This is a genomic window from Nonomuraea sp. KM88 (assembly GCF_052245635.1).
Classification (GTDB): Bacteria; Actinomycetota; Actinomycetes; order Streptosporangiales; family Streptosporangiaceae; genus Nonomuraea.
The window spans coordinates 1-26,875 of sequence record NZ_JBQQCC010000038.1 but is presented as its reverse complement, the minus strand read 5'-3'; the positions used below and the strand labels follow the sequence as shown (position 1 = coordinate 26,875).

At 68.6% G+C, this 26,875-nt stretch carries 27 protein-coding genes, 2 tRNA genes and 1 riboswitch; of the genes, 13 read left to right on the top strand and 16 right to left on the bottom strand.

What is annotated here, in order from left to right; translation table 11 throughout:
• Positions 1-444: 444 nt before the first annotated feature.
• The 6 genes from ACTWPV_RS48735 to ACTWPV_RS48710 all read right to left on the bottom strand — a co-directional run bounded on the left by ACTWPV_RS48735 (position 445) and on the right by ACTWPV_RS48710 (position 8,647).
• Positions 445-3,018 carry a valine--tRNA ligase gene (locus tag ACTWPV_RS48735; protein ID WP_443157064.1) on the bottom strand — a complete coding sequence of 858 codons (2,574 nt, stop codon included), beginning with the start codon at positions 3,016-3,018 and terminating at the stop codon, positions 445-447.
• A gap of 72 nt (positions 3,019-3,090) precedes the next feature.
• Complete coding sequence (clpX, locus tag ACTWPV_RS48730; protein WP_132516300.1) at positions 3,091-4,374, bottom strand: ATP-dependent Clp protease ATP-binding subunit ClpX; 1,284 nt, start codon at positions 4,372-4,374, stop codon at positions 3,091-3,093.
• 184 nt (positions 4,375-4,558) lie between these two features.
• A complete protein-coding gene (locus ACTWPV_RS48725) occupies positions 4,559-5,182 on the bottom strand; it encodes an ATP-dependent Clp protease proteolytic subunit (protein WP_132516299.1) in 624 nt (207 codons plus the stop codon).
• A gap of 10 nt (positions 5,183-5,192) precedes the next feature.
• Entirely contained in the window at positions 5,193-5,825 is a 633-nt protein-coding gene (locus ACTWPV_RS48720) for a ClpP family protease (protein ID WP_132332989.1), read from the bottom strand.
• A 396-nt stretch (positions 5,826-6,221) separates the two neighbouring features.
• Complete coding sequence (tig, locus tag ACTWPV_RS48715) at positions 6,222-7,613, bottom strand: trigger factor (RefSeq protein ID WP_443157063.1); 1,392 nt, start codon at positions 7,611-7,613, stop codon at positions 6,222-6,224.
• Positions 7,614-7,780: 167 nt separating this feature from the next.
• On the bottom strand, positions 7,781-8,647 hold the full coding sequence (locus ACTWPV_RS48710; protein ID WP_347648986.1) for a helix-turn-helix domain-containing protein: 867 nt from the start codon (positions 8,645-8,647) through the stop codon (positions 7,781-7,783).
• Positions 8,648-8,881: 234 nt separating this feature from the next.
• Here ACTWPV_RS48710 and ACTWPV_RS48705 point away from each other — a divergent pair, with 234 nt between their 5' ends.
• The 3 genes from ACTWPV_RS48705 to ACTWPV_RS48695 all read left to right on the top strand — a co-directional run bounded on the left by ACTWPV_RS48705 (position 8,882) and on the right by ACTWPV_RS48695 (position 11,118).
• Positions 8,882-9,361, top strand: coding sequence for an ATP-binding protein (locus ACTWPV_RS48705; RefSeq protein ID WP_347648987.1), 480 nt, complete (start codon positions 8,882-8,884; stop codon positions 9,359-9,361).
• A 97-nt stretch (positions 9,362-9,458) separates the two neighbouring features.
• The gene (locus tag ACTWPV_RS48700) at positions 9,459-10,181 is read left to right on the top strand and encodes a TetR/AcrR family transcriptional regulator (RefSeq protein ID WP_443157062.1); all 723 of its coding nucleotides are present in this window, start codon (positions 9,459-9,461) and stop codon (positions 10,179-10,181) included.
• Entirely contained in the window at positions 10,171-11,118 is a 948-nt protein-coding gene (locus tag ACTWPV_RS48695) for a VOC family protein (protein WP_443157061.1), read from the top strand. The genes ACTWPV_RS48700 and ACTWPV_RS48695 overlap by 11 nt, the downstream gene beginning before the upstream one ends.
• On the opposite strand, the gene ACTWPV_RS48690 is transcribed toward ACTWPV_RS48695, so the two are convergent.
• From ACTWPV_RS48690 to ACTWPV_RS48680, 3 genes are read right to left on the bottom strand one after another with little or no spacing between them, the layout of a single operon-like run.
• Positions 11,115-11,627, bottom strand: a complete 513-nt coding sequence (locus ACTWPV_RS48690) for a DinB family protein (protein ID WP_347648990.1) — start codon at positions 11,625-11,627, stop codon at positions 11,115-11,117. The genes ACTWPV_RS48695 and ACTWPV_RS48690 overlap by 4 nt on opposite strands.
• Positions 11,628-11,638: 11 nt before the next feature.
• Complete coding sequence (locus tag ACTWPV_RS48685; protein ID WP_443157060.1) at positions 11,639-12,388, bottom strand: hypothetical protein; 750 nt, start codon at positions 12,386-12,388, stop codon at positions 11,639-11,641.
• 38 nt (positions 12,389-12,426) lie between these two features.
• Positions 12,427-12,843 carry a DoxX family protein gene (locus ACTWPV_RS48680; RefSeq protein ID WP_443157059.1) on the bottom strand — a complete coding sequence of 139 codons (417 nt, stop codon included), beginning with the start codon at positions 12,841-12,843 and terminating at the stop codon, positions 12,427-12,429.
• 300 nt (positions 12,844-13,143) lie between these two features.
• Here ACTWPV_RS48680 and ACTWPV_RS48675 point away from each other — a divergent pair, with 300 nt between their 5' ends.
• Complete coding sequence (locus ACTWPV_RS48675; RefSeq protein WP_443157058.1) at positions 13,144-13,644, top strand: hypothetical protein; 501 nt, start codon at positions 13,144-13,146, stop codon at positions 13,642-13,644.
• Positions 13,645-13,969: 325 nt separating this feature from the next.
• On the opposite strand, the gene ACTWPV_RS48670 is transcribed toward ACTWPV_RS48675, so the two are convergent.
• Positions 13,970-14,046 (bottom strand) — tRNA-Pro (locus ACTWPV_RS48670).
• An 89-nt stretch (positions 14,047-14,135) separates the two neighbouring features.
• Between ACTWPV_RS48670 and ACTWPV_RS48665 the strand changes: the two genes are divergently transcribed.
• Positions 14,136-14,206: transfer RNA gene (locus ACTWPV_RS48665), tRNA-Gly, on the top strand.
• 67 nt (positions 14,207-14,273) lie between these two features.
• Here the strand turns inward: ACTWPV_RS48665 and ACTWPV_RS48660 are convergent.
• Positions 14,274-14,918, bottom strand: a complete 645-nt coding sequence (locus ACTWPV_RS48660; protein WP_443157057.1) for an SAM-dependent methyltransferase — start codon at positions 14,916-14,918, stop codon at positions 14,274-14,276.
• An 83-nt stretch (positions 14,919-15,001) separates the two neighbouring features.
• On the opposite strand from ACTWPV_RS48660, the gene ACTWPV_RS48655 reads away from it, so the two are divergent.
• Positions 15,002-15,625, top strand: coding sequence for a uridine kinase (locus ACTWPV_RS48655; protein ID WP_443157056.1), 624 nt, complete (start codon positions 15,002-15,004; stop codon positions 15,623-15,625).
• Positions 15,626-15,735: 110 nt separating this feature from the next.
• Here the strand turns inward: ACTWPV_RS48655 and ACTWPV_RS48650 are convergent, their stop codons facing one another.
• On the bottom strand, positions 15,736-15,813 hold the full coding sequence (locus tag ACTWPV_RS48650; protein ID WP_371252575.1) for a 50S ribosomal protein bL37: 78 nt from the start codon (positions 15,811-15,813) through the stop codon (positions 15,736-15,738).
• A 133-nt stretch (positions 15,814-15,946) separates the two neighbouring features.
• Here ACTWPV_RS48650 and ACTWPV_RS48645 point away from each other — a divergent pair, with 133 nt between their 5' ends.
• From ACTWPV_RS48645 to ACTWPV_RS48635, 3 genes are all read left to right on the top strand, one after another.
• A complete protein-coding gene (locus ACTWPV_RS48645; RefSeq protein ID WP_347779365.1) occupies positions 15,947-16,726 on the top strand; it encodes a DeoR/GlpR family DNA-binding transcription regulator in 780 nt (259 codons plus the stop codon).
• The gene (galT, locus tag ACTWPV_RS48640; protein WP_443157055.1) at positions 16,723-17,805 is read left to right on the top strand and encodes a galactose-1-phosphate uridylyltransferase; all 1,083 of its coding nucleotides are present in this window, start codon (positions 16,723-16,725) and stop codon (positions 17,803-17,805) included. The genes ACTWPV_RS48645 and galT overlap by 4 nt, the downstream gene beginning before the upstream one ends.
• Positions 17,806-17,871: 66 nt before the next feature.
• Positions 17,872-18,014, top strand: a riboswitch (cyclic di-AMP (ydaO/yuaA leader).
• Positions 18,015-18,019: 5 nt separating this feature from the next.
• Positions 18,020-18,982: a coiled-coil domain-containing protein gene (locus ACTWPV_RS48635; protein WP_443157054.1), complete on the top strand. Its 963-nt coding sequence runs from the start codon at positions 18,020-18,022 to the stop codon at positions 18,980-18,982.
• A 19-nt stretch (positions 18,983-19,001) separates the two neighbouring features.
• On the opposite strand, the gene ACTWPV_RS48630 is transcribed toward ACTWPV_RS48635, so the two are convergent.
• The gene (locus ACTWPV_RS48630) at positions 19,002-19,700 is read right to left on the bottom strand and encodes a response regulator (RefSeq protein ID WP_443157053.1); all 699 of its coding nucleotides are present in this window, start codon (positions 19,698-19,700) and stop codon (positions 19,002-19,004) included.
• The gene (locus ACTWPV_RS48625; RefSeq protein WP_443157052.1) at positions 19,697-20,917 is read right to left on the bottom strand and encodes a sensor histidine kinase; all 1,221 of its coding nucleotides are present in this window, start codon (positions 20,915-20,917) and stop codon (positions 19,697-19,699) included. Before ACTWPV_RS48625 ends, ACTWPV_RS48630 begins: the two co-directional genes overlap by 4 nt.
• A gap of 201 nt (positions 20,918-21,118) precedes the next feature.
• Between ACTWPV_RS48625 and ACTWPV_RS48620 the strand changes: the two genes are divergently transcribed.
• Positions 21,119-21,943 carry a hypothetical protein gene (locus tag ACTWPV_RS48620; protein WP_443157051.1) on the top strand — a complete coding sequence of 275 codons (825 nt, stop codon included), beginning with the start codon at positions 21,119-21,121 and terminating at the stop codon, positions 21,941-21,943.
• A 13-nt stretch (positions 21,944-21,956) separates the two neighbouring features.
• Here ACTWPV_RS48620 and ACTWPV_RS48615 read toward each other — a convergent pair whose 3' ends face one another.
• Positions 21,957-23,261 carry a M50 family metallopeptidase gene (locus tag ACTWPV_RS48615; protein WP_347649002.1) on the bottom strand — a complete coding sequence of 435 codons (1,305 nt, stop codon included), beginning with the start codon at positions 23,259-23,261 and terminating at the stop codon, positions 21,957-21,959.
• A gap of 155 nt (positions 23,262-23,416) precedes the next feature.
• On the opposite strand from ACTWPV_RS48615, the gene ACTWPV_RS48610 reads away from it, so the two are divergent.
• The gene (locus ACTWPV_RS48610; protein ID WP_347649003.1) at positions 23,417-24,013 is read left to right on the top strand and encodes a response regulator transcription factor; all 597 of its coding nucleotides are present in this window, start codon (positions 23,417-23,419) and stop codon (positions 24,011-24,013) included.
• A gap of 114 nt (positions 24,014-24,127) precedes the next feature.
• On the opposite strand, the gene ACTWPV_RS48605 is transcribed toward ACTWPV_RS48610, so the two are convergent.
• On the bottom strand, positions 24,128-25,243 hold the full coding sequence (locus tag ACTWPV_RS48605; protein WP_443157050.1) for a PP2C family protein-serine/threonine phosphatase: 1,116 nt from the start codon (positions 25,241-25,243) through the stop codon (positions 24,128-24,130).
• 118 nt (positions 25,244-25,361) lie between these two features.
• On the opposite strand from ACTWPV_RS48605, the gene ACTWPV_RS48600 reads away from it, so the two are divergent.
• Both ACTWPV_RS48600 and ACTWPV_RS48595 read left to right on the top strand, forming a co-directional pair.
• Positions 25,362-26,591, top strand: coding sequence for a GNAT family N-acetyltransferase (locus tag ACTWPV_RS48600; protein WP_443157049.1), 1,230 nt, complete (start codon positions 25,362-25,364; stop codon positions 26,589-26,591).
• A 15-nt stretch (positions 26,592-26,606) separates the two neighbouring features.
• Positions 26,607-26,753: a hypothetical protein gene (locus tag ACTWPV_RS48595; RefSeq protein ID WP_347623940.1), complete on the top strand. Its 147-nt coding sequence runs from the start codon at positions 26,607-26,609 to the stop codon at positions 26,751-26,753.
• The last annotated feature ends 122 nt before the right edge of the window (positions 26,754-26,875 follow it).

Here is a 26,875-nt window from a genome sequence, read left to right as displayed (position 1 = left end):
AACTCTCCAAAAAAGGTCTGAACCCAACTAACAAAAAGGAATCCATCAACCGACAAACGTCGATCAACGGGGTTGTGCATCATGCACTGGCTTTTAACACACTGTTGAGTTCTCAAGAAACGCACGCATACATCCCCGCTGGAATCTTTGACCGACTCCAACGTGGAGGCTCACACTTCGTTTCCTCTAGATTACCCTATTCGGACGATTCTTGTCAAACCGCCCGATCCGGGATCTTCCGGACGTGCCCCGCTTGGAGGCAACCCTGCTAACTTACTCCAACATCCGGCCGTTGTCCAACCGCGTGGCCAGACCGCCCGAAAGTCGGGGTTTGATCAGAGGGGTGTCGGGGTTGACTGCCCCGCCTCAAAAACTGTAGCAGCCCCCGCGGGGTCGAAGGTCCGTCCTCAGGTAACGAATAGACATTCCCTTCGGGGCCGCGGTTCAAACCCCGAGCCGGGCGAGCTGTGCCTCGAGCCGTGCGATGTCGGCTGACGCCTGCTCGGCACGGCCCCGCACCTTGGCCACCACGTCGTCCGGTGCCTTGGCCATGAACTGCTCGTTGCCCAGCTTGGCCGCCACCTGCGCGGCCTCCTTGCGTGCGGCGGCGAGGTCTTTCTCCAGCCGCTTACGCTCGGCCACGACGTCGATGGCGCCCGCGGTGTCGATCTCCACGGACACCTTTCCGACCGTGAAGCGCGCCGTGGCACTGAACGACTCCGGCGGCGCCGTGAGGCGCAGCAGCGCGCGGATCGCCGTCTCCTGGCCGGCCAGCGGTGTGCCGGCCAGCCCGAGGCGGGCGGCCACCTTCTGGCCGGGCTTGAGCCCTTGATCGGAGCGGAACCTGCGCACCTCGGTCACCAGCTCCTGCAGCGCGCCGATCTCGGCCTCGGCCGCGGCGTCGGTGTAACGGCCGTCGGCCTTCGGCCACGACGCCACGACGACGGACGCGCCGCCGGTCACGGCCCGCCACAACTCCTCCGTCACGAACGGCACCAGCGGGTGCAGCAACCGCAACAGCGCGTCGAGCACGTGGCCGAGCACGAGCCGGGTGTGCTCCCGGCCCTCACCGAGCTGGATCTTGGCCAGCTCGAGGTACCAGTCGCAGACTTCGTCCCAGGCGAAGTGATAGAGCAGGTCGGAAGCCTTGGCGAACTCGAACTCCTCGAACGCGGCGTCAACGGCCGTGACGACCGACTGCAGGCGCGAGAGAATCCACCGGTCTGCCGGGGTCAGCTCGGCGTCGTCGAGGGTGCCCACGGTGGCGCCGTTCATCAGGGCGAACCGGGTGGCGTTCCAGATCTTGTTGCAGAAGTTGCGGGAGCCCGCCGCCCATTCCTCGCTCACCGCGACATCGGCACCGGGGTTGGCGCCGCGCAGCAGGGTGAACCGGGTGGCGTCGGCGCCGAAGCGCTCGATCCAGTCGAGCGGGTCGACCACGTTGCCGAACGACTTGGACATCTTCTTGCCGTATTGGTCGCGGACCATGCCGTGCAGCGCGACGACGCGGAACGGCGGCTCGCCGTCCATGGCGTACAGGCCGAACATCATCATGCGCGCGACCCAGAAGAACAGGATGTCGTAACCCGTGACCAGAACGGAGGTCGGGTAGAAGCGCTGGAGCTCGGGTGTCGAGTCGGGCCAGCCGAGGGTCGAGAACGGCCACAACCCTGAGGAGAACCAGGTGTCGAGGACGTCGGAGTCCTGGGTGTAGCCAGCGGGCGGCTCCTCGTCGGGGCCCACGCACACGACCTCGCCACCAGGGCCGTACCAGACCGGGATGCGGTGGCCCCACCAGAGCTGGCGGGAGATGCACCAGTCGTGCATGTCGTCGACCCAGTCGAAGTAGCGCTTGGCCAGCTCGGGCGGGTGGATGCGGGTGCGGCCGTCGCGAACGGCGTCGCCGGCGGCCTTGGCCAGCGGCGAGACGTTGACGAACCACTGCAGCGACAGCCGGGGTTCGACCACGGTCTTGCAGCGCGAGCAGTGACCGACCGAGTGCAGGTAGGGTCGCTTCTCCGCGACGATGCGGCCTTCGGCACGCAGGGCGGCGACCACGGCGGGCCGGGCCTCGAAGCGATCGAGCCCCTGGAAGGGCCCGTGCGCGGTGATCACGCCGCGCTCGTCCATGACGGTCAGCGACGGCAGCGAATGGCGCCGCCCGATCTCGAAGTCATTGGGGTCGTGGGCGGGGGTCACCTTGACCGCGCCGGTGCCGAACTCGGGGTCGACGTGCTCGTCGGCGACCACAGGGATCATGCGGCCGGTGAGCGGCACCTCCACGAGCGTGCCGATCAGGTGCGCGTAACGCTCGTCGGAGGGGTGCACGGCCACGGCCGTGTCACCGAGCATGGTCTCGGCGCGCGTGGTGGCGACCACGATCTCGTCGGAGTAGCGGATCGAGATGAGCTCGCCTTCGTCCTCGCTGTGCTCCACCTCGATGTCGGACAGCGCGGTCAGGCAGCGCGGGCACCAGTTGATGATGCGCTCGGCGCGGTAGATCAGCCCGTCGTCGAACAGCTTCTTGAAGATCGTCTGCACGGCCCGCGAGAGGCCGGGATCCATCGTGAACCGCTCGCGTGACCAGTCGACGCCGTCTCCGAGCTTGCGCATCTGGCTGAGGATCCGGCCGCCGGACTCCTCCTTCCACTCCCAGACCCGCTCGACGAACGCCTCGCGGCCCAGGTCGTGGCGTGACAAGCCCTGCTTGGCCAGCTCGCGCTCCACGACGTTCTGGGTGGCGATGCCGGCGTGGTCCATGCCCGGCAGCCACAGGGTCTCGTGGCCTTTCATCCGCGCGTGTCGAGTCAGCGCGTCCTGGACGGAGTGGTCGAGCGCGTGCCCGATGTGCAGGACGCCCGTCACGTTGGGCGGGGGAAGGACGATGCTGTACGGCTCGCGTGTGCTGCCCGGGTTGGCTCGGAAGTAGCCTTCGGACACCCAGCGCTCATAGCTCCGGGTCTCGACGTCGGCCGGTGTGTATTGAGTAGGCAGCTCTGGCGTTGTCACAGTGACCAATTCTAGGGAGGCGGGAAAGCGGAACGCCCCATGGTTCGCGACCACGGGGCGTCCGGTGTGAACGGCTGCGGCTCAGGCCGACTTTTCGCGCGGGGTGCGCTGCTGCTTGGCGGCGAGCTGGTCGCGCGGGACGAGAGTCGGGATCGCGTGTTCCAGCACCGACTCGCGGGTGATGACCACGCGGGCGACATCCTGCCTGGAGGGCACTTCGTACATGACGGACTGGAGCACCTCCTCCAGGATGGCGCGCAGCCCGCGGGCGCCGGTGCCGCGCAGGATGGCCTGGTCGGCGATGGCCTCGAGCGCGCCGTCGGTGAACTCCAGCTCGACGCCGTCGAGCTCGAGAAGCTTGCGGTATTGCTTGACCAGCGCGTTGCGGGGCTCGGTGAGGATCTGGATGAGCGCCTCGCGGTCGAGGTTGTGCACCGAGGTGATGACGGGCAGGCGGCCGACGAACTCGGGGATCATGCCGAACTTGAGCAGGTCTTCCGGCATCACGTCGCCGAAGACGTCGGCGGTGTCGACCTCTTCCTTCGACCGGATGATGGCGTTGAAGCCGATGCCCTTCTTGCCGATGCGCGATTCTATGATCTTTTCCAGACCCGCGAAGGCACCGCCGCAGATGAACAACACGTTGGTCGTGTCGATCTGGATGAACTCCTGGTGGGGGTGCTTGCGGCCGCCCTGCGGAGGCACCGAGGCCGTGGTGCCCTCCAGGATCTTCAGCAGCGCCTGCTGCACACCCTCGCCCGAGACGTCGCGCGTGATCGACGGGTTTTCGCTCTTGCGGGCGATCTTGTCGACCTCGTCGATGTAGATGATGCCGGTCTCGGCCTTCTTCACGTCGTAGTCGGCGGCCTGGATAAGCTTGAGAAGGATGTTCTCGACGTCCTCGCCGACGTAGCCGGCCTCGGTCAGCGCGGTGGCGTCGGCAATGGCGAAGGGCACGTTGAGCATCTTCGCCAGGGTCTGCGCCAGCAGCGTCTTGCCCGAACCCGTCGGCCCGAGCAACAGGATGTTGCTCTTGGCGAGCTCAAGGCCGTCGTCTCTGCCCCGGTCGCCGGACTGCACCCGCTTGTAGTGGTTGTAGACCGCCACCGAAAGAGCCTTCTTCGCCTTGTCCTGACCGATGACGTAGGCGTCGAGGAACTCGTAGATCTCCCTCGGCTTGGGCAGATTGTCCCACTTGAGCTCGGAGGACTCGGAGAGCTCCTCCTCGATGATCTCGTTGCAGAGATCGATGCACTCATCGCAGATGTAGACGCCTGGACCGGCAATGAGCTTCTTGACTTGCTTCTGGCTCTTTCCACAGAACGAGCACTTCAGCAGGTCTCCCCCGTCGCCGATGCGTGCCACCCCAGATACTCCTTTGCGTGGGACCGCCCTGCTCACGCGAGCAGTGTCTCCGGACATCCTCCGGACTAGGCCGAACCGCTCAGGTTTCGACGTTACCGTCTTCTGGGCCCTCAGTGAGCCCCCTAGCGGCGAGTCGCACCGGAACGTGCCCTCTTGGGCAGCGCTCCGGCGCGTCACGTCTCGTCTAGGAAGCCACGGCCTGAGCTCGCTTCTTCCTGGACGGGATGATGTCGTCGATCAGACCATACGCCTTCGCCTCGTCCGCGTTGAGAATTTTGTCGCGTTCGATGTCCTTGCGGATTTCAGCGGAGGACTTGCCCGAGTGCCTCGCCACGATGTCCTCGAGGAGGGAACGCATGCGAAGGATCTCGCGGGCCTGGATCTCGATGTCGCTGCCCTGGCCGCCGCCCTCGGTGGACGGCTGGTGGATCAGCACCCTGGCGTTGGGCAGCGCGAACCGCTTGCCAGGGGTGCCGCCGGCCAGCAGCACAGCCGCGGCGGACGCGGCCTGGCCGAGGCAGACGGTCTGGATCTCCGGCCGGACGAACTGCATCGTGTCGTAGATCGCCGTCATGGCCGTGAACGAGCCGCCGGGCGAGTTGATGTAGATGCTGATGTCACGGTCGGGGTCGAGTGACTCCAGCGTCAGCAGCTGGGCCATCACGTCGTTGGCCGACGCGTCGTCGATCTGCACTCCGAGGAAGATGATGCGGTCCTCGAAGAGCTTGTTGTACGGGTTCATCTCCTTCACGCCGTAGGACGTGCGCTCGACGAAGGAGGGGAGAACGTAACGGCTTTCGATGTTCATGTCAGCTCCCCTAGGAGACCGGGCCCTGCGTGGGCACCTGCCGTGCGCTGCGCACCACGTGGTCGATGAAGCCGTAGTCCTTGGCCTCTTCGGCCGTGAACCAGCGGTCGCGGTCGGAATCGGCCTCGATCTGCTCGAGTGGCTGCCCGGTGTGGTGGGCGATCCGCTCGGCCAGCGTCTTCTTCACGTAGAGCATCTGCTCGGCCTGGATGGCGATGTCTGCGGCGGTGCCGCCGATGCCGCCGGACGGCTGGTGCATCATGACACGGGCGTGCGGCAGGCCGTAACGCTTGCCTCGGGCGCCGGCGGACAGCAGGAACTGCCCCATCGACGCGGCCATACCCATAACGACCGTGGATACGTCGTTAGGGACGTATTCCATCATGTCGTAAATCGCCATACCCGCACTTACCGAGCCACCCGGCGAGTTGATGTAGAGCGTGATGTCGCGGTCGGGATCGTCGGCCGCGAGCAGCAGCAGCTCTGCGCAGATGCGGTTGGCGATCTCGTCGTTGACCTCCTGCCCGAGAACGATGATGCGCTCGCGAAGCAGGCGCTGGTAAAGCTGGTCCTCAAGCCGGAAGGCGGAGCCGTTCTCACGGCCTCGAGACTCAGGCTGATAGAAGGTCGGCGGGCTGGTCACAGCGTCACCTTCCGATGCGTCGTAATCGATGGGCTTTGCTTGTGACCCTAACGCCCCCGGCCCACAGGTCATGCCCGGTCCCCCGTACTGTTCGCTGACGGCGCAGGTTCGAGCGAATGGTTGCCTGTTACGCTTCTTCGGCTTGTGCGGTCTTCGTCCCCTGGTGAGGCAGCACGCGTACGGCGGCCTCTCTCAGACGTCCTGAGAGGGCGTGCGCCGCGCGACGAGCGCCGGCCCGCCGTCCGCGGGGGCCGGGGGTCCTCCTGGCGCCTCACAAGCCGTCTGAGCCCTCCAGCTCGGGCCGGAGGGCGTCCGGTCACGACGTCCGGTCACGACGTCCGGTCACGACGGAGCCCCCGGACCGGCGGGTCCAGGGGCTCCGGTTGGCTCGGAGCGTCAGGCGTCGGCCTTCTCGCCGTCGGCCTTCTCGCCCTCGGCGTCCTCTTCCTCGACGGCCTCGCCACCGTTGATCTCGCTGTAGATGCCTTTGAGGTCGACCTCGTTGCCCTCGGTGTCGACCACCTTGGCGGCGTCGCCGAGCACGGACTTGGCCTTGTCACGGACGATCTCGACCATGGCCAGCGTGAGCTGGTCGTTGTCGGCGAGGTGCTTGGCCAGCTCGTTGGGCTGCACGCCCATCTCCATGGCCCGGCGGACCACGAAGTTGGTCAGCTCCTGCTCGGAGACGCCCAGCTCCTCGGCCTTGACGATCTTGTCGAGCACGAAGCCGACCTTGATCGCCTTGGCGGCGCTGGACTCGAACTCGGCGAAGCGCTCCTCCTCCGTCGTCTGGTAGAGGCGGAAGAAGGCGTCACGGCTCAGGCCGCTCTCGGCCACCTGGTGGTCGAGGTTGTGCTTGCGGGCGTCGACCTCGGCCTTGAGCGCGCTGTCGGGGAGCGGGATCTCGATCTTGTCGAGCACGGCGTCGAGCGCCTTGTCGCGCGCCTGCACGACCTGGTCGATCAGCTTGTTGCGGCGAGCCTGCTCGCGGATGCTGGCCTGGAGCTCCTCAAGCGTGTCGAACTCGCTGGCGAGCTGGGCGAACTCGTCGTCGAGCTCGGGCAGGACCTTCTCCTTGACCGACTTGACGTTGATGATCACGTCTGCTTCCTCGCCGGCGTTGTCACCGCCGACCAGCTCGGTCTTGAAGCTCTTCTCCTCACCCGCGGACATGCCTTCGAGCGCGGCGTCGAGGCCCTGCAGCACGGAGCCGGCGCCCACCTCGTAGGACACCTCGCTGGCCTGCTGCTCCTCGATGTTCTTGCCGTCGATCTCGGCGCGCAGGTCCATGACCACGAAGTCGCCGTTGGCGGCGGGCCGCTCGACGCCGGTGAGCGTGGCGAAACGCTGGCGCAGCGCGTCGAGCTGGGCGTTGACGTCGTCGTCGGAGACCTCGGCGGAGTCGACCGTGACCTCGACGCCCTGGTATTCGGGGACCTCGAAGTTGGGCCGGATGTCGACCTCGGCGGTGAACTCGATCTGCTCACCGTCGTCGATCTTCGTGACCTCGATGTCCGGCTGGCTGACCGGGAACACGTCGACCTCGTCAACGGCCTGGCCGTAGAGCTTGGGCACCGCGTCGTTGAGGGTCTCCTCCAGCACTACCGCCCGGCCGAAGCGCTGCTCGATGATGCGGGCCGGAACCTTGCCAGGCCGGAACCCGGGGACGCGCACCTGCTGCGCGACCTTCTTGTATGCCGCATCCATGCTGGGGCGCAGCTCGTCGAACGGCACCTCGACGGTGAGCTTGACCCTGGTCGGGCTGAGCTCCTCGACAGCGGTCTTCACGGAATGGTCTCCTTGATCAAGCTACGAGTGATCGCGGGCGCGTCTCATCGGTTTCGGCTCACGCGCCGCGCCCACATGAGCGGTGTCGGGCATGCTCCGCCACGGCGGGATCCAACGCCGACTGCCAGTCTAGGGCAGATGCACACCCGACAACGACGTCACGACTCTCAGAACTCGTCCGCGATCGTCCGCAACAGCTCGATCGTCTCGTCCGGGGTGGTGCTGACGGCGCACAGCCGCTCCATCACCTCGGTGTATCGGTCCACGTCCTCGCGCTTGTCGAGGTAGAGCGCGCTGGCGAGTTGCTCGACGTACACGACGTCCGGCAGGTCGCTGTCGGGGAAGCGCAGGATGCTGAACGCTCCGCCCTCCGCGCTGTGCCCCCCGAAGCTGAACGGCATGACCTGGATCGTGATGCTCTGCTGGCGCATCAGCTCGATCAGGTGCTCGATCTGGGCTCTCATCACCTCGGCGCCGCCGATGGGCCTGCGTAACGCGGCCTCGTCGATCACCGCCCAGAAGATGGGCCCGTCGGGTTTGTCCAGGATCCGCTGGCGTTCCAGCCGGAGGTCCACCCGTCTGGCGATCTCCTCGGCTCCGATGCCCGCCGCCCCGGCGGTCACCACGGCCCGGGTGTACTCCTTGGTCTGCAACAATCCCGGCACGAACTGGACCTCGTAGGTCCTGATCCTGGCGGCGGCCTCCTCCAGGCCGACGTACGCCTGGAACCAGGTGGGCAGGACGTCGTTGAACCGGTGCCACCAGCCCGGTTCGTTGGCGGTGGCGACCAGGTCGAGCACGGCGGAACGGGCCTGCGCGTCCACGACTTTGTACAACGTGAGAAGGTCCGCCACGTCGCGTTCCTTGAACCCCACCCGGCCCAGCTCCATGCGGCTGATCTTGGATTCGGAGCCCCGGATGAGGTGGCCCGCCTCCTCGCGGGTGACGTTGTTCGCTTCCCTGAGCTTGCGCAGTTGGGAGCCCAGGAGGATGCGCAGCGCCGTCGGCCCGGAACCCGGCTGGTTCTGCGTCACTTGCTTCCTCCTATCAAGGTCCGCACACACAGTGACACCACATCGCCACGTATGACAAGGTCTCAACCTCGTGTCCGATTCGGCGGCCGTAATCCTGACGCCGCTTGCTCCTGCACAATGCAACTGCACGTGCATTTGGGTCTTGCAGCGACCCGGCCGCGTGACCCATCATGGGTTAGTGCATATTGGGCCAAACATGCACTAACGAAGGTTCAACGGGGAGGTATCGGCAGCATGGTGGAGGATCCGCTGGCCACTGCCGATTGCCTGCAGATCACCCGCGAAGTCGGTTTCGAGCACCTTCTCATGGGCGGGAAGCCGTACACGACCTCGTGCCCGCTGCCCTTCCAGGCCGACTCGGTCAAGACCGCCAGAGACGTGACCCGCTCGACGCTGCGCGGCTGGGGCCTGCACGACCTGAGCGACGACGCCGCGCTGGTGGTGTCGGAGCTGGTGACCAACGCCATCAGGTACGCGATGTACGCACGCGGGGGGCGGGGCATCGAGCTGCTGCTCATGCGGGTCGCACCGCACGTGTTGCTGGCGGTGGCCGACCCGAGTGACGAGGTGCCGCGGCCCAAGGAGCCCGACTTCATCTCCGAGAACGGGCGCGGCCTCTACATCGTAGAAACGTACAGCCAGTGCTGGGGCTGGGACCCGCTGGCGAGCGGCGGCAAGGCCGTCTGGGCGCTCTTCCACGCTGACGCCCCTTAGAGACCCTTTAGTTCACGTACGAACCCTTTGACCTGCTTCCATGCATGGTCATGCGCTCCTGCATGCGCATCGGCGTGACCAGAGCACTATATTGGTCATGAGTCATCAGTCATGGGAGTCGGACATGCGAGGCGAGCACCACGGGCGGGCCGACCGGATCCTCGACGCGGCCAAGGAACTGCTGCTGCGCTGGGGATACCGGCGGGTGACGATCGACGAGATCGCGAAGCTGGCCGGAGTCGGCAAGGGCACCATCTACCTGCACTGGCGCACGCGCGAGCAGCTGTTCTTCGCCGTGGCGGCCCGCGAGGCGGTCGCGATGCTGGACGCCGTGGCCGCGGCCATGCGAGCCGACCCCGACGAGATCATGCTGCACCGCTACATGCGCAGGTTCTTCCTGGAGGCGATGGGCCGGCCGGTGCTGCGGGCCCTCTTCACCAGGGACGCGGAGACGCTCGACAAGTTCCTCTCCAGCCCGGCGAGGAGACCGCTGGAGGGCGCCAAGCTGATCGCCTCGCGCGACTATCTGCGGGTGCTGGCCGGGCACGGGCTGCTGCGCGCCGGGCTGCGTCCTGAGGATCTGGACTACTCGCTGCCGACCATCGTGTTCGGGTTCTTCGCGATCGAAGCGCTGCTGCCCGCCGACGTGACGCTCGGGCTGGAGGAGAAGGCCGGGCATCTGGCCGACACCCTGCGCAGGACCTTCGAGCCCGAGCGGCCGTCCGCACGCGAGCCCGCCGCCGCAGAAGTCGTCGAGATCTTCGAACGACTCTCCCATGACTTCAGGGACGCCGCCTACGGAGGCAAACATGGATCATGACATCGACGGGCTGCACCACGTCGGCCACCTCGTCCGCGACATGGACCAGGCGCTGGACCGCTACCGGCGGCTCGGGTTCAGCCTGCCTGGCCCGGCCTATCCGGTGCTCGGCGAGCCTCCCGAGCCGTTCGGCGTGGGCAACACGCACGCGTACTTCCCCGGCAACTTCGTCGAGCTGGTCACGGTCGCGGGATCCGGGCGGGTGCCAGGCGACGCCAGGCTGATCCCCCTGAAAGCTCCCTCGGAGCGGCTGACCGCGCTCAAGGAGGCCGTCCGCGGCACCGCGGCCAACCTGGAGGCCTGCCTGCGACGTTTCGAGGGCGTGCACATCCTGATGTTCGACGCGCAGGACATCGACGGGGCCGCCGCGCGGCTGGCGGCGGCCCGCGTCGGGCACGGCGGCGTCCACGCAGCGCAACGCCCGGTCGAGACGGCGGACGGGACCCGGATGGAGCCCGTCCGCTACCTGGAGATCGACGGCATCGGGCCCGGCCGGGTCCCCGAAGGGCGGGTCGGGCTGGCCGCCAACGACCGCGCCTCGGCCGGCATCAGCCACCCCAACGGCGCGCACGGCCTGGTCGAGTGCGTGCTGTGCGTGGCCGACGACGCGCTCGACGAGGCCGAGCGGCGTTACGAGCGTTACCTGGGGCGTACGGCACGGCGGGACGGGCCCGTGCGCGTGTTCGAGCTCGGAGGAGAGGCCAGGGTCACGCTGGCCGCCGCGTCGGGACTGGACGAGCTGCTGCCCGGCGAGAGCGCGGCGGCGCTGCCCGGCTTCGTGGCCTACGCGGTCGGCGTGAACGACGCCGCGCGAACCGAACGCCTCCTGCGCGCCGGCGGCATCCCGCTGGGCAGGACCTCCGCGGGGGAGCTCGTCGTGCCCGCCCGCGCGGCGTTCGGCGCCGCGATCATCTTCCGCGAGACCGGCCGCCCCTAGTCGCCCTTGGCGCCGTCGATGCGCTCGCGTAGCAGGTCGGCGTGGCCGTTGTGGCGGGCGTACTCCTCGATCATGTGGACGAGGATCCAGCGGTGGGTGCAGTCGGCGCCCCTGTGTTCGCCGGCGGCGTCCAGCGGCGCGGCGGCCGAGATGGCGCGGGCCAGCTCGATCTCCTCCCGCCACGTGGCGAACGCCTCCTCGACGGAGGCGGTGTCGACCTCGTTGAAGTCGGCGTCGTTGTCGCGGTCTTTGTCCCACAGCTTGGGGATGTCCTCGCCGTTCAGCACACGACGGAACCAGGAACGCTCCACGTGCGCCATGTGCCTGACCAGGCCCAGGAGGGACAGGGTGGAGGGCGGCGCCGAACGGAGGCGCAACTGCTCGTCCGTCAGGCCGGCGCACTTGACGGCGAGCGTGCCGCGGTGCCACTCGAGCCAGGTGTCGAGGATGCTTCGCTCGTCGCCGGCCCGGGGTGGAGGAACGCGGGTGTCGGCATTGGTGTCGGTCACGCGGCCAGACTCTACCCGGCGGCCACCTCGGGCCGCGGCCGAGCCTGGAGGAGGCGGGACGCCGCCGCGCGCACGGTGTCGTCCCTGACGGTGGCGACGAAGTCGTCCGGCGTGTCGCCGCACAGGTGGCTCAGCCCTGGGGTCTCCTCCAGGAGGGACCGGATTAGCGCTCGCTGGGACGTCAGGCGGCGGGGGCGGCGGCCGGCGTCCATGAGGCACCCGTGCTTGCCCTCGTAGACGAAGGCGGGCGGGAAGTGCAGACCCGGCTCCAGCGTGAGCGGGTGCGCGAGCGTGGTCCTCGTGTAGTTGGGCTCGGTGAGGTCGAGGGCGGCCAGCTGCCGCTCGTCCAGCCAGAGCACGAACAGCCTGGACGTCTCGCCGGGCGCCTCGATCGGCGCGGCGGGCACGTAGCCCGCCCTGCTCACATGGGCCGAGACGCCGGGGGCGACGCCCGGCACGTCGGCGAGCGTCATGGGAACGACTCCGCACACCCCGCGGTCGAGGAACTTCCTGCGCACCTGGCTCGGCGCGGCGTTGGATCCGACGGCGACGACGCGGTGACGAGCCGACAGCGGCCGGCAGCCCCGGTGTGCCAGCAGTGCGCTGAGCGGCTCGCCGGCCGCGCGCCACTCCCCCGGGCTGCTGCCCGCCGGCTTGAGCGGCGCGTACGCGTCGTCGAGCAGGACCCCGGAGGTTTCCGGGATCCGGCCTGGATAGGTGAGGGGGCGGGAGATCGGGTCGTCGTCGAACAGCTTCACCATGTCCTTGCCCGTGACGGGGGGCGGGCTTCACAGTCTATTTACCGCCGGGTGACGACCGTCCACAGCCGGGCCGTACTCCGCCTGCGCCCCCAGGCGATCACGGCGCAGAGCACGAGCGTCGTCAGGGGCATCACCACGCCGCCACCCGACACGAACGACTCGGTCAGCGTCGCGCCCGCCATCAGCCCGACGAACGCCAGACCCGCCAGGCCGGCCAGCCGCGGCACGAACAGCGCCACCGCCCCCGCCACCTCCAGCACGCCCACCAGGACGCGGAACCAGTCTCCGAACCCGATGGCCTCGAACGTGGACCTCGCCGGCTCGACGTTCGAGAACTTCCCCATGGCCGACATCAGGAAGACACCGGCCACGACAACCTGGAGGATCCAGAGGACGGCGGAGAGGACGCGCCCGCCGGCCGCCGTACGATCGGCCTTGCTCTCTGTGGTGGTCACGGCGTTCTCCCCTGTCGATCGGCTTCCTGCTTCGACGCTAGGGGCGGACGCGGCCGGGGAGAATCGGCCTGGCTACCCGGACGGGGTGCACGTAGATGCACCCCTTCCGGGAGCCGGTACGCGCCACCGATCCGGTGTGCGGGCAGCGTGGCGATCACCTCGGTGCCGGAGTGGTCCCGCCGGAGGCATGTCCTGACCCGATCCTTCCTCCGGGCCATGAACGCTACACATACTGGAGTCGTCGCTGATTCCGGCGAAGAGGTAAGTCGCTCCCACCCGCTGCTGGACGGAGTAGTCCCGATGAGAACCGGCCTCGTCTCCGCGGCTGTCGCATTCGCGCTTGTCGCCTCACTCGCCACCGGGTGCCGTTCGGGGTTCCTTCCCAGCGAATCGCGTGTAGCTCCAGAACTCATCGCTGACCTGCGAGGTACGGGAAGGGTGCTGGCGGCCACCACGACCGAGTGGTACTGGGACGGCCTCACTGAGATCACGGACATCCTCGTGGTGGACGTCGGTGGGTCGAGCTTCCGTGATGCCCTCGACAGGGCGCTGGGCATCCTTCGAGCGCGCGGATGGAAGGCTGAGAACCCGCCGAACCTTTGGCGTACACACTTGAAGTCGGACACATGGGTCAACGCATACATCGCAGTTGAGCCGCTGATGAGCTACGACGTAGCGACTTCAGATGGGTTCAACGAACCACTCGATGCGTCCAACATGATTCTTTTCAAACGCCTGTCTGAGCAGAACACGTCCGGACATCTGGTGGTCTTGGAAGCGGAACGCCGGACGGCCACGTGAGGAGGTGCCGGCGGCCGGCCGCCCCGCCGCGGCATCGAACGGCTGCATGAGCAGACGGAAGCTGTTCCGGACGCGGGCGGGAACAATCACGGGGCGCACCGAAGCGTCGGACGATGATGATCGCCATTGGGCGAGGCCACAGCAGCACAGCCGTGACCGAAGCTTGTCCACCGCAAGCAGATTCGACCTCTCGTGCAGTCCGGAGCTCTCGCCATGGACCGTATCTTCGGCGCCTCGGACCCTCAGCAGTGACGCGGCATGTCACTCACTTGCAACGCAGAAGGCCACTCCCCGTCCTGGGAAGTGGCCTTCTTGCTGATCGTGCTGGTCGGGGCGACAGGATTTGAACCTGCGACTTCTTGCTCCCAAAGCAAGCGCGCTGCCAAGCTGCGCCACGCCCCGTCTCGCCGAGTGCGCATGCGGTCCGCGACTCCGGTACGCTTACGCCCTGACGACCGGATGAAGTCTAGACCAGACTTCGACCGGTTCGCGCGGACGTAGCTCAATGGTAGAGCCCTAGTCTTCCAAACTAGCTACGCGGGTTCGATTCCCGTCGTCCGCTCACGTGAGGAGAAGGCCAGGTCATCCCGCCTCGGGGGCCTGGCCTTCGTCGTGCCGCGCACTGGTGCTCAACCGTTGCCGAGCAGGTCGTAGCCGACGAACGTGAACATGCGCTCTCCCGTGACCAGGGGTTGCGGGGTGCCGGTGAAGCGGTGCGCGCCGACGCCGTAGCCGGCGTCCGGTTCCGACAGCCATTCGAGGTGGAAGCCGCGCTCCTCGAACCAGCGGCAGATCTGTGGCACCAGGTCTGGCGGCCTGCGGTGGCGCGTCCAGACGACCGTGCCTCCTGCGCGGCACAGCTGGGCGAACGTGGCGATCGTACGCTCGACGTCCTCGCCCGCGATGTTGCCGAACACGCCGCAGGCGAGCACGATGTCGGCGGGGACCATGCCCTGGTAGTGGTCGGTGAGCGAGGCGTCGGCGGTGATCACCTCGACCTGGACCAGGCCTGCCGCGCCGGCCTTCTCCTCGGCCTTCGCGGTGTTGCCCGGGTCGAGCTCCACGAGACGGGCCAGCACGTCGTCGCGGCGGGGATGGCCGTCGAGCACCTCCAGCAAATCACGGCCCTGGCCGGCGCAGAGGCTCACGAGCCTCAGCGGACCTGGCGGGCAGGCGTAGAGTGCCAGCCGGATCCGCTGCTGCACGACCCGCAATCGTCGCGCCAGGCGCGAACCGGGGTCGTCGTACTCGTCGTGCCACGCCTGCCAGTCCATGGGCGGATCTTATGATCGAGTGCACTTCCGCGACCGCGGTGCGGCGGGCAGGCCGGGTGGGGGGCGCTCGTAAGCTGGTTCCGATGCGTGCGCGACCGATCTCCCGTGACGTTCTCGTCGACGAGCTGGCCGAGCGGGTCTCCCGGTGGCCACGCGGGCGTCGGGTGCGGGTGGTCGTCGACGGGGCGCCTGCCGGACGGCCGGAAACGCTGGCCGACGACCTCGTCGCGCCGCTCCGGCTGCGCGGCCGGCCTGTGCTGCGGGTCTCCGCGGGTGACTTCCTGCGGCCCTCGTCTCTGCGGCTGGAGCACGGCAGGGCTGATCCTGACGCCTTCTACGAGGACTGGCTCGACGTCAAGGCGCTGCGCAGGGAGGTGCTGGATCCCCTGGACGAGGGCGGCTCGGGGCGGGTGCTGCCGGCTCTGTGGGACAGCCGGATCGACCGGGCGTACCGGCTGCCCTATGAGGAGCTGCCGCCGGGCGGGGTGGTGATCGTGGACGGGACGCTGCTGCTGGGACGGGGGCTGGCGTTCGAGCTGAGCGTGCATGTGTGGTTGTCCGCGGCGGCGCTGGGGCGCCGCACGCCCGAGGAGGAGCGGTGGCGCCTGCCCGCCTATGAGCGGTACGAGCGCGAGGTGCGGCCCCAGGAAGCGGCCGACGTCGTGATCAGGGCCGATCATCCCGACCGGCCCGCGCTCCTCCTGTGACCCGGCGCCGGATCGGCCGTCCGCCACCGCCGTGCGAACGGCAGGAACGGGCTGCCCTCTCGGGCGCCGAGCTGCCGGGATGAGGGTGGCCGCCGGCGGGCGGCCACCTGTCAGCGTGCTGTCGGGCGCTTGCCGTGGTTCGCCTTCTTCTTCTTGCGTGCCTTGCCCTTGCGTGCTCGCCTGGCCATAAGCTCGCCTCCGGAGTCGGTATCCTCCCAACGTCTCTCGCCCGTGCTGACCAGCGCAAGCCATCCGTAGCGAACTAACATTCCCCAACAGCGTCGTGTCATAATTTGGTGGAATCTGTTGGAAGGAGCGGGCGTGCTCGCACAGCAGCGTCAGCAGACGATCCTCGAACGTGTGCGCAGCAACGGCGGTGTCCGGGTCGCCGACCTCGTACGCGAACTCGGCGTCTCCGACATGACCATCCGCCGCGACCTCGAGGTGCTGGCCGAACGCGGTCTGCTGGAGAAGGTGCACGGTGGCGCGACCGCGCTCGGCCCCGGATCGACCGAGGAGCCGGGCTTCACCGCGAAGTCCGCCCGCCAGCAGCAGGAGAAGGAGGCCATCGCGCGGCACGCGGCCAGGCTGGTACGCCCCGGCACCGCCGTGGCGCTGTCGGCGGGCACCACCACGTGGGCGCTGGCCCACCACCTCATCGGCGTTCCCGAGCTGACCGTGATCACCAATTCGATCCCCGTCGCCGAGGTCTTCCATCGCAACCCGCGCGCCGACCGCACCGTCGTGCTGACCGGCGGCGTGCGCACGCCGTCCGACGCGCTGGTCGGCCCGGTGGCCGTGGCCGCGATCCGCCGCCTGCACGTGGACACGCTCTTCCTCGGCGTGCACGGGATGAGCGTGCGGGCCGGCTTCACCACGCCCAACCTGCTGGAGTCGGAGACCGACAGGGAGCTTGTGACGGCCGCGCACCGGCTGGTCGTCCCTGCCGACCACACCAAGTGGAACACGGTGGGCATCAGCACCATCGCCGAGCTGAGCGAGGCCGACGTGGTCATCAGCGACGCGGGGCTGCCCGAGGACGCACGCACCGAACTGGCCGAGCGGGCCGGAGAACTGATCATCGCGGAGGACACGCATTGAAGCGCACCGTCACCCATCTGGCCGACGGCCGAGAGCTGATCTACTTCGACCGGCGCGACGACGCCGACCGGAGCGCGATCGACCGGCGCCCGCTTGAGCCCCGGCCGGTGGCGTCCGAGCTGCGCTACGATCCGCTGACCGAGGAGTGGGTCGCGATGGCCGGGCACCGGCAGACGCGGACGTTCCTGCCGACGGGCACGTCCGCCGAGTGCCCGTTGTGCCCGTCGTCGGACACCCGGGCGACGGAGATCCCTGCGTACGATTACGACGTGGCGGTGTTCGAGAATCGCTTCCCCTCCTTCTCCACGAATTTTGGGACTTATCACGATGTGGGTGGGCTGAGTGAGGTTCGTCCGGGGGTGGGGCGGTGCGAGGTGGTGTGCTTTACCTCGGATCACTCGTCATCCTTCTCGAAGCTCTCCGACGCCCAGGTGCGGCTGGTCATGGAGGCGTGGGCCGACCGTACGGCCGAATTGTCCGGGATCGAGGGCGTGGAGCAGGTGTTCTGCTTCGAGAACCGGGGCGAGGAGATCGGCATCACGCTGGCGCATCCGCATGGCCAGATCTACGCCTACCCGTACGTCACGCCCAGAACGAAACTCCAGCTCGGCGCCGCGGCCCGCTACCAGGGCCCGGGCAACCTGTTCGCCGATGTGCTGGCCGCCGAACGTGCCGCCGGGACACGGGTGGTGGCCGGCAACGAGCTGTGGACGGCGTTCGTGCCCGCGGCCGCGCGCTGGCCGTACGAGGTGCACGTGTATCCGCACCGGCAGGTGCCGGACCTGGCGGCGCTCACGGAGGAGGAGCGTGCGGCGTTCGCCCCGCTCTACACCTCGGTGCTGCGGGCCTTCGACGGGCTGTTCGGGGTCGTGATGCCGTACATCTCGGCCTGGCACCAGGCCCCGGTGCGGCGGGACCGCGAGCTCGCGTACCTGCATCTGGAGCTCTTCAGCATCCGGCGGGCGCCCAACAAGCTCAAGTATCTGGCGGGCTCGGAGTCCGCGATGGGCTCGTTCGTCAACGACGTGCTGCCGGAAGAGGCCGCGCGCATGCTCCGATCACAAGTAGATCAAGAATAGATTTCTACTTAAGGTCGCATGTCTCGTGATCTACCACTAATATCCCCTTATGCATCGGCCGTAACAGCCGTTGCACCGCCTAATCCTGGGCGAGTTGCCCGGGAGCCGGGGACCCATCGCACCTGGGGTGAATCCACATCCGTGGTAGGGATACGCAGCTCCCATACCCGAACCCGTCAGCTAACCCGGCCGGCAGAGGGAGAGGAACACCTACGTGGCGGCTTCGTCCCCCGCGAGTCTTGCCATCGGTCTCATCACCGCCGCCGCCGTCGTCGTTTCGGCGGCCCCGGCGTCCGCGGCGTCCACGGCCCCCAAACCCAAGGAGTCGGAGCTGCGCGCGCAGCTCAAGCAGCTCAACAAGAAGGTCGACAAGCTGATCGAGGCCTACAACCTCAAGCGCGTCGAGCTGGCCAAGGCGCAGAAGTCCGCCAAGGCGGCCAAGGCCCGGCTGGCCACCGCCGAAGAGGCGCTGACGACGGCCGAGAAGCGGGTCGCCGAGATAGCCCGCCTGCGCTACCAGAACGGCAACCCCGGAGTGCCCGTATTCATGTTGCCGGAGAACAGCGGCGGCGCCGCGGTGCTCAATCAGGTCACCGCCGAGCAGCAGGCGTTCGTGCAGGGCGTGGCCAGGGCGCGCGACGAGAAGAAGAAGGCCTCCGCGCAGGCCGTCGAGCTCGCCGACAAGATCCGCAAGGACGCGGCCGAGGTGGCCGGTCAGCGCGACGAGGCCGAGGACGTCATCGACGACATCGAGAAGAAGCTCCAGGACCTGGTGCCGTTCGGCACCAACCGCAGGTCAGACGGCGGCTGGGCACCCGAACTCCCGTCCGGCTCCGACAACATCACGCCGCGCACGCGGCTGATGAAGGAGCAGATCGGCAAGAACTTCGCGCTGCCCTTCACCGTCGGCTGCTTCCGCTCGGGCTCCAGCGGCGAACACCCCCTGGGCCGGGCCTGCGACTTCATGATGAGCACGGGCGGCTCGATGCCCTCCGCCGCCAACGCCGCCCTGGGCGACCGCATCGCGGAGTGGGCCATCAAGAACAAGAGCAGGCTGGGCGTCAAGTACGTCATCTGGAAGCAGCGCATCAACCACGGCTCGGGTTGGAGCACGATGTCCAACCGGGGCAGCATCACCGAGAACCACTACGACCACGTGCACATCTCGATGAACTGAGGGCAGGTCGGTTCGGCGATCACCGCGTCGACGGGTTGACGAGCCCGCCGTCGTAGGCGGCGATGACGAGCTGGGCCCGGTCGCGGGCGTGCAGTTTCGCCAGGAGGCGGCCGATGTGGGTCTTGACCGTGCCGACGGTGAGGTGCAGGTGCTCGGCGATCTCGGAGTTGGACATGCCCGTGCCGACGAGGGTGAGCACCTCTCGCTCGCGCTGGGTGATGTGGCCGAGGTCACGTGTGGCCGGAGCGGGATGGGAGCGTCGCAGCACGTCGGCGATGAGCCGGCGGGTCACGGTGGGCGCCAGCAGCGCTTCGCCGGCGGCGACGACCCGGATGGCGGCCAGCAACTCGGTCGCCGTGGCGTGTTTGAGGAGGAACCCGCTCGCGCCGGCCCGGAGCGAGGCGTAGACGTAGTCGTCCTGATCGAACGTGGTGAGCATCAGCACGCGCGTGCCGGGGCCGGACGGGTCGGCGCAGATCCTGCTGGTCGCCTCGATGCCGTCCATGTCTGGCATGCGCACATCCATGAGGACGACGTCCGGACGATGCCGGCGGGCCAGGAGCACGGCTTCGGCGCCGGCGCCCGCCTCCCCCACCGTGACCAGCCCCGGTGTCGTGTCGATGAGGAGCTTGAAACTGTCGCGTACGAGGACCTGGTCCTCGGCGAGCAGCACCCGGATGGGCGGGGACGCACCGTGCGGGGCGGGGTCGATGCTCATGCCGGGTCGCCGTTCAGGTCGTAGGGCAGCCGAGCCGCCACGCGGAAGCCTCCTTCGGGGCGCGATCCCGCGCTGAACGTGCCTCCGTATGCCTTCGCGCGTTCCCGCATCCCGATGAGGCCGTGTCCGCCGTGGCCGCCGGGTCCCTGCCGCGGTGGCCGGCCGTGGCGAGGGCCGTCGTCGACGACCTCGATCACGGCCTCCCGCCCGTCGATGTCCACGGTGACCGAGCAGCGCGTCGGCCCTGCGTGGGTGACGACGTTGGTGAGAGCCTGTTGCACGATCCGGTAGACCGACACCGCTACCGCGGGAGGGAGGGCGGGAGGGAGCGCGCCCTCTTCGCGGACGGTCAGATCCACCTCGACCCCGGCGGAGCGGGCGTGTGCGGCAAGCTCGGGCAGGTCGGCCATGCCGGGGACGAGCAGATGAGCCTGCTGGGCATCTCCGTCGGAGCGCAGGAGGTCGAGCACGCGGTGGATCTCGGTGAGCGTGCTCCGGCTGGTCTGTTCGATGACGGACAGCGCGGCACGCACCTCCTGCGGGCGGGCGTCGGCGACATGGTTGGCGACGGTCGCCTTGACCGCGATCAGGCTCATGCTGTGGCCGATGATGTCGTGCAACTCCCTGGCTATGCGCCTGCGCTCGTCGCCCACCGCGGCGTCGGCGAGGTGGCGAACGAGGCGGGCGGTCGTGTCCCGCTTCCAGCGCACGGCCGTGCCGAGCACCCATGCGCCTGCCAGCAGCACACCGATCACGCCGATCTCGACCGGCCAGTAGGGAGGCAGCTCGCTGGGCGTGTCGGCGGGCGAGAGGCCGGGGAGCACCTGCGCGTAGAAGATCAGAACAGTGATCGCCGCGGCGGCCAGGCAGGCCGCCAGGCCCGCCGCCGACCAGGCGAGGGAGGCGGTGGAGGCCACGAGGTAGAGCACGAGCACCGTCGGCAGGAACGACACCGAGAGCGCGCCCGCCGCGGCGGCGCCGGCCACGGTCGCCAGCGCAGCCGCGGCGCACGCGACAGCGAGCATGACCCGCGGCCGGCGCCGCCGGAGCGCGACGGGAAAGCTCACGACCGCCGCGACCGGCCAGGCCGACCAGGCGGGCCATGACGGCGACGGCCCCGGCGGATCGACGAGGGTGTAGCCGACGAGCAGCGCCACGACGACCGCCGCCACCGCGTCGGCCAGACCACTCCTGCCGAGCCGCCGAGCCCAGTTCATGACGAGAAGCTATCGCCTCACCCGTCACCCGGCATCTGACCACGGTAGGACAACCGCGTCTGTCTGGGGTCGTACCCGCCTCGTGCGTGCCGCGCCAGGATGTGACCTGAGCCCGACGCGCTCCCGCCGCCCCGCCCGTCACCATGCTGCTGAGCCCGGCACACCGAGCCGCGGCGACACCGACACGACGGGCAGGAACGCATGAATGTTGAGCTTCGCCGGCGCATCACCCGGTGGCGACAGGCCGAAGCGGAGCGGCTTGCCGCCAACGCCACGGCCGCCCTGAGCCGGCAACCGCCGTTCCCCGGACGATGGGTGAGCGCCGTCGCGCTGATCGGTGGCCCCGCCCTGCTCATGACCGGGATCCTCCTACGCTCCCCGTTCCACTTCTTCTTCCCTGATCAGCTCGCCGCCTACACCAGGCACCCCGCCCTCGTCACCGCCGCCTATGCCTGCTTCGCCTGCGGGATCATCCTGCTGTGTCCCGCGATCATGACGCTGGCGCAGAGGATCGCCGCCACCAGACCGCTGTGGGGGTTGTGGGGCGGATGCCTGGTGATCGCCGGCCTGTTCACCCGGGCCTTCCAGTACGGCACCGACCACCTGGCCTTCCACCTGACCGACAGCCTGGGCCTGCCATCGATGATCAGCGGTATCGACGACTACTATCTGGCATGGCGGGACACGCGCTGGCATCCGTTCAGGACGTTGTCGGGGCCGGCCTTCCTGGGCTGGATCGTGCTGGCCATCGGCGCCTACCGCTCCGGCGCGCTGGGGCTGGGCCGTGCGGTCGCGCTCGGCCTGATGTCGGCGCTCGCGCTCGGGACGCTCAAAGGCACTCAGATCCCGCAGTCCGTCATCGCCGCGGGCGGGCTCTGCGTCGCGTTGGTCCCTCTGGGGATCTCCCTGCTGCGCAGCGGTCCCCCGCCGAGCAGACGCGCCTTGATCTGGCTCGCCGTCCTTCTCGGCTGGCTCGCCCTGGGCGCGGTCTTCGGCCCTGTCGTGGCACCGTTCACGCGGGGCTGAGACAGCTCGGCCGTCAGCCCGTCAGCCGCAGCGGGTTGACCAGGTCGGCGTAGATGAGCAGGCCCGCCATGATCATCATGACGATGGCGATCGCGTAGGTCAGGGGCAGCACCTTCGCGATGTCCACGTAGCCGGGCTCGGGCCTGCGCAGGATCTTGGCGTAGGCCCGCTTGATGCCCTCCCACAGGCCACCGGCGATGTGCCCGCCGTCGAGCGGCAGCAGCGGGATGAGGTTGAACATGCCGATCGCCAGGTTGAACCCGGCCAGCAGGTTGACGAAGATGGCGATCTTCTTCTCGTTGGACAGGTCGGAGGCGAGGATCTCGCCGCCCATGCGGCCCGCGCCGACGACGCCGACCGGGCCTTCGGGGTCGCGCTCCTCGCCGGAGAAGGCGGCGTGCCAGACACCGACCATCTTCTCCGGCAGGTTGAGCAGCGAGCTCGCGACCCTGCCCGTCAGCTCGCCCATGTAGCCGATGACCTGGCCCATGCTCTGCTGCTGCATGACCTCGGTGGGCAGCACGCCGAGGAAGCCGACGTTTCTGTCGATCTTCTCGGGGTCTTCGAGGTTGGGCCGGTCCTGGGCGATGAGCGTGACGGTGAGCGTCATCGGCTTGCCGTCGCGGACGATGCCGAGCTGCACGGCGCCCGCCCCGTGGGAGCGGATAAGGTCGGTGGCGACGACCCAGTCGTCGATCTTCTTGCCGTCGAAGGAGACCAGGTGGTCGCCCGGCTTGAGGCCCGCCTGCACGGCCGGGGTGAGCCGGTCACCGGGCTTGCAGACGTTGCGCTGCTCGGAGATGGGGATCACGCAGGTGTTGGTCTCGGGCGAGACGATCGGGGCCCACGTCGGCAGGCCGATGCCGACCAGCAGGATGCTGAAGAAGACGAAGGCCAGCACGAAGTTCATCGCCGGGCCGCCGGACATGATGATGACCTTCTGCCACCACTTCTTGCGGTAGAAGACGCGGTCTTCGTCGCCCGGCCGCACCTCTTCCAGGGCGGCGTCGCGGGCGGACTCGATGAGCCCCTGGAACGGGCCCGTCGCGGTGCTCCTGGCCTTGGAGGGGTCGTCGCCCGGGCGGGGCGGCAGCATGCCGATCATGCGGATGTAGCCGCCGAGCGGGATCCACTTGATGCCGTATTCGGTCTCGCCCTTCCGCCGCGACCAGGCCGTCGAGCCGAAACCCACCATGTACTGGGTCACCCGCACGCCGAAGATCTTGGCGGGCACCAGGTGACCGAGCTCATGCAGCGCGATGGAGAACATCAGCCCGAGGAGGAAAAGGATGATCCCCACGAGATAGAGCCAGTTCATCGAGTCGCGCTCCACGGCAGACGGCAGGACCGGCGAAGAAACCGCCAACCCAAGGGTAGTCGAATCTGCCGCCCGGTACGGCTTGCCCGCCTTTTGGAACGCATTGACAGTACGCGATCAAACGATCACCCTAAGAGACGATGGAGGGGGAGTCCTTGATCCGCATACTGATCGCAGAGCACCTGCCCTTGGTGCGTCGTGGCCTGCTGGCCATCCTTGGAGCCGAGCCCGATCTGCGGGTCGTGGCGCAGGCGGGATGCGCGGACGACGCGGTGCGGGCGGCCGTCGAGAGCTGCCCCGATGTGGCCGTGGTCGACGCGGGCCTGCCGGGGAGCTCCGTTCTGGCCGGGCTCTCCGAGCAGGCGCCGCGCTGCAGGGTGCTGATGTTGTCGGCCGATCCCCATCCAGGGCAGGTGCGCAGGGCGCTGGCCGAGCGCGCGCTGGGATTCATGAGCCTGTGCGTGCCGCCGGAGCGGCTGGCCGAGGGGGTGCGCCTGGTGGCGGCGGGCCGCCGGGCCATCGAATCCGAGCTGGCCGCGGCCGCGCTCCAGTGCGAGACGAATCCGCTCACCAGGAGGGAGCTCGACGTGCTGCGCGTCGCGGCGGGCGGGGCCCGCTCGACCGAGATCGCCGACCAGCTCTTCCTGTCGGTGGGCACCGTGCGCAACCATCTGTCGCGCATCATGTGCAAGACCGGGGCCCGCAACCGGCTCGACGCCGTGCGCATCGCCAGCGACCAGGGCTGGCTGTGACGGGACCCGGTGGAGCCGCGCCGCTCCGCCGGGGCCCGAACCTCTAGAGGATCTCAGCAGCGTCGAGCCCGCTGCCAGTGACTGCCAACACGACCTGAACCATGTGGTTCGTCATCAGGGGCGCCAGATCAGCACCAATGCGCAGTCGTCGTTGTGACCGGAGGCCATGGCGTTGACCAGCGGGCGCGCGCCGTCGCGGAAACCGGACGGCAGCAGCCGCTCCGCCTCGCCGAGCAGCCGGTCGAGCCCGGCGTCGATGTCGCGCCCCGGCTGCTCGATGAGGCCGTCGGTGAAGAGCAACAGCGCATCGCCCTTGCGCAGGGTGCCGCTGTCGGGCTCGCAGTGCAGGTCGGGCACCACGCCGAGCACCACACCCTTGGCCGAGGCCACCTGCCAGTTGCCGGTGCCCGCGTCGAACTTCACCACCGGCGGATGTCCGGCCGAGGTGATCGTGTAGTCGCCCGTGTCAAGGTCGAGCCGCACGTGCACCGCGGTCACGAACCCCTCGTCGCCTCGCTGGCGGTGCAGGTAGGTGTTGCAGGCGGGCAGGAAGTCGTCGACCGATCCGAGCAGCCCGCCGAACGTGCCGGACAGCAGCAGCGCCCTGGTGCCCGCGTCGACGCCCTTGCCGGACACGTCGACCAGGGCGATCTCGACGGAGTTGCCGTCGCGCATGGACACCAGGAAGTCGCCGCCGAACGACGACCCGCCGGCCTGCTTGAGCACCACCTTGCCGCCCCAGTCCTTGGGCAGCGGGGGCAGCTCGCCCTGGCTCTTGAGGCGGTCGCGCAACTCCAGCAGCATGGCGTCGCCGCGCAGCCCCTGCACGCCGAGCTTCCCCCTGGTGCGGGCCATGAGCACGGCGAGCACCGTGGTGAACACGATCGTCACGGTCAGCCCGACGCCGATCCGTGCGGGGCCCAGCGCGATCGCGATGTAGCCGAGCGCGACGCCGACGCCCACGAGGAGCTTGACCAGGCTGCGCAGCCGGAGCTGGAGCCCGCCGATCAGGGTGACGAGGATGAGCAGGGAGGGTGAGAACCACGCGGTCGAGGCCTCGACCGCGAGGAACCCGATGACGAGCGCGAGAACGGTCAGCGTGAGGAGCAGGTTGCGGTCGCGGGCCAGCGGCCCTCGCCGGATGAACCGGACGGCCGCCACCAGCCCCGGCACCCGCACCAGGACGGCACGGACCCGTGGCGGGATCAGCGGCGCCGGTCGGGAACTCATGATGGGCCTGACTGTATCGGTCTGACCGGTGTTTGGGCAGCCCACTTGACCAAGGCCTTGATCATTAAGCACGTATATTCGGTGGCCCTCCCGCTTTGCCCGCTCCTACCGTGGACAGATGACGTATCCGATCCGCCCGATTGACGAGTCCGAGTGGCCGGCGTTCGCGCTGGTGCTCGAAGAGGCGTTCGGCTGGCGGCCGAATCCCGCGCAGAACGAGCGCTACAAGGCCGAGACGGAGTTCGACCGCACGCTCGCGGCCTTCGACGGAGACCTCATCGCGGGCGTCACCTCCATCTACAGCCTCACCATGACCGTCCCCGGCGGGCAACTCCCCGTCGCGGGCGTGACGGCCGTCAGCGTGCTGCCCTCCCATCGCCGCCGCGGCGTTCTGTCGTCGCTGATGCGCAGGCAGCTCTCCGACATCCGGGAGCGTGGGGAGAGCGTCGCCGCTCTCTACGCATCCGAGGCTCCCATCTACGGCAGGTACGGCTACGGCAGGGCGTCGAGCGAGCTGTCGTTCCACCTCAGGAAGCAGGGTTCGGCGTTCGTCGGCAACGCTCCGTCGGACCCGTCGCTCAGGCTCAGGGTCGCCAGGCCCGCCGACGTACGCGCCGACCTGGAGAAGGTGTTCGCCTCCATCGTGGCCCGGCGTCCCGGCCGCTACGAGCGCAACGCGCGGTTCTGGGACGCCGTGCTGGCCGACGAGGAGGCCGACCAGGGCGGGGCCGGCCCGTTGCGCTCGGTGCTGGCCGAGGACGACGGCGGCTTGCGCGGCTACGCCCTGTTCCGGATCAAGTCGTCGTGGGACGCCAGCGGCCTCCCCGACGGGGAGCTGAAGCTGCTGGAGCTGGAGGCGGCCGACCCGGCGGCGTACGCGCTGCTGTGGCGCAGCGTGCTCGACCGCGATCTGGTCTCGCGGATCGACGCCCGCCCCAGGCCGGTGGACGACCCCCTGCTCACGCTGCTTGCCGACCCGCGGCAGGTGCGCGCGAGCTGGAACGACGAGTTGTGGGTGCGCGTGGTCGAGGTGGAAAAAGCTCTCGTCTCCCGGTCGTACTCCGCGCCTGTGGACGTGGTGATCGAGGTCGAGGACGACGTGTGCCCGTGGAACGCCCGGCGCTGGCGGCTGGCCGCCGGCCCCGCGGGCGCGGCGTGCACGCCCGTCGAGGACCAGCCTGACGTGACGCTGCCGGTGGCCTCGCTCGGCTCGGCGTTCCTCGGTGACGGCCTGCTCATGCAGCAGCTGGCGGCGGGGCTGGTGCACGAGCACTCCACCGGCGCGCTGCGTTCGCTGGCCACCGCCATGTCGTGGAACCCGAAGCCATGGGCAGGGCTGACGTTCTGACGTAGGGTCGGGGACATGGCCCTGCAAAGCCTGCAGATCACCGCGACCGTCGCCATGCGTGCCCGCGACGTGTCGAGACCGTCGAAAGAGCAGCAGGAGGCCGCCGACCGGCGGCCTCTGCGTGACGAGATGCCCAGGCGCGAGCCCAAGCGCAAGGGCTAGGAGCTGTTTCTTAGATCTGCTGACCGATGGTGCCTACGTTGTCACGATAGGTGTATGGGTCGCGGTGACTTAACGAACGCCGAGTGGGAGCGGCTCGAACCGCTGCTGCCGGAGGGCGGCCA

Coding starts and splice junctions, on each gene's coding strand:
- ACTWPV_RS48630 (WP_443157053.1), bottom strand. CDS start 19,700: ATGAGCATCGACCCCGCCCCGCACGGTGCGTCCCCGCCCATCCGGGTG.
- ACTWPV_RS48685 (WP_443157060.1), bottom strand. CDS start 12,388: ATGGTGAAGCTGTTCGACGACGACCCGATCTCCCGCCCCCTCACCTAT.
- ACTWPV_RS48625 (WP_443157052.1), bottom strand. CDS start 20,917: ATGAACTGGGCTCGGCGGCTCGGCAGGAGTGGTCTGGCCGACGCGGTG.
- ACTWPV_RS48600 (WP_443157049.1), top strand. CDS start 25,362: ATGACGTATCCGATCCGCCCGATTGACGAGTCCGAGTGGCCGGCGTTC.
- ACTWPV_RS48725 (WP_132516299.1), bottom strand. CDS start 5,182: ATGAACATCGAAAGCCGTTACGTTCTCCCCTCCTTCGTCGAGCGCACG.
- ACTWPV_RS48675 (WP_443157058.1), top strand. CDS start 13,144: ATGAGAACCGGCCTCGTCTCCGCGGCTGTCGCATTCGCGCTTGTCGCC.
- ACTWPV_RS48615 (WP_347649002.1), bottom strand. CDS start 23,261: ATGAACTGGCTCTATCTCGTGGGGATCATCCTTTTCCTCCTCGGGCTG.
- ACTWPV_RS48655 (WP_443157056.1), top strand. CDS start 15,002: ATGCGTGCGCGACCGATCTCCCGTGACGTTCTCGTCGACGAGCTGGCC.
- ACTWPV_RS48695 (WP_443157061.1), top strand. CDS start 10,171: ATGGATCATGACATCGACGGGCTGCACCACGTCGGCCACCTCGTCCGC.
- ACTWPV_RS48705 (WP_347648987.1), top strand. CDS start 8,882: ATGGTGGAGGATCCGCTGGCCACTGCCGATTGCCTGCAGATCACCCGC.
- ACTWPV_RS48700 (WP_443157062.1), top strand. CDS start 9,459: ATGAGTCATCAGTCATGGGAGTCGGACATGCGAGGCGAGCACCACGGG.
- ACTWPV_RS48650 (WP_371252575.1), bottom strand. CDS start 15,813: ATGGCCAGGCGAGCACGCAAGGGCAAGGCACGCAAGAAGAAGAAGGCG.
- ACTWPV_RS48595 (WP_347623940.1), top strand. CDS start 26,607: ATGGCCCTGCAAAGCCTGCAGATCACCGCGACCGTCGCCATGCGTGCC.
- ACTWPV_RS48605 (WP_443157050.1), bottom strand. CDS start 25,243: ATGAGTTCCCGACCGGCGCCGCTGATCCCGCCACGGGTCCGTGCCGTC.
- ACTWPV_RS48620 (WP_443157051.1), top strand. CDS start 21,119: ATGAATGTTGAGCTTCGCCGGCGCATCACCCGGTGGCGACAGGCCGAA.
- ACTWPV_RS48660 (WP_443157057.1), bottom strand. CDS start 14,918: ATGGACTGGCAGGCGTGGCACGACGAGTACGACGACCCCGGTTCGCGC.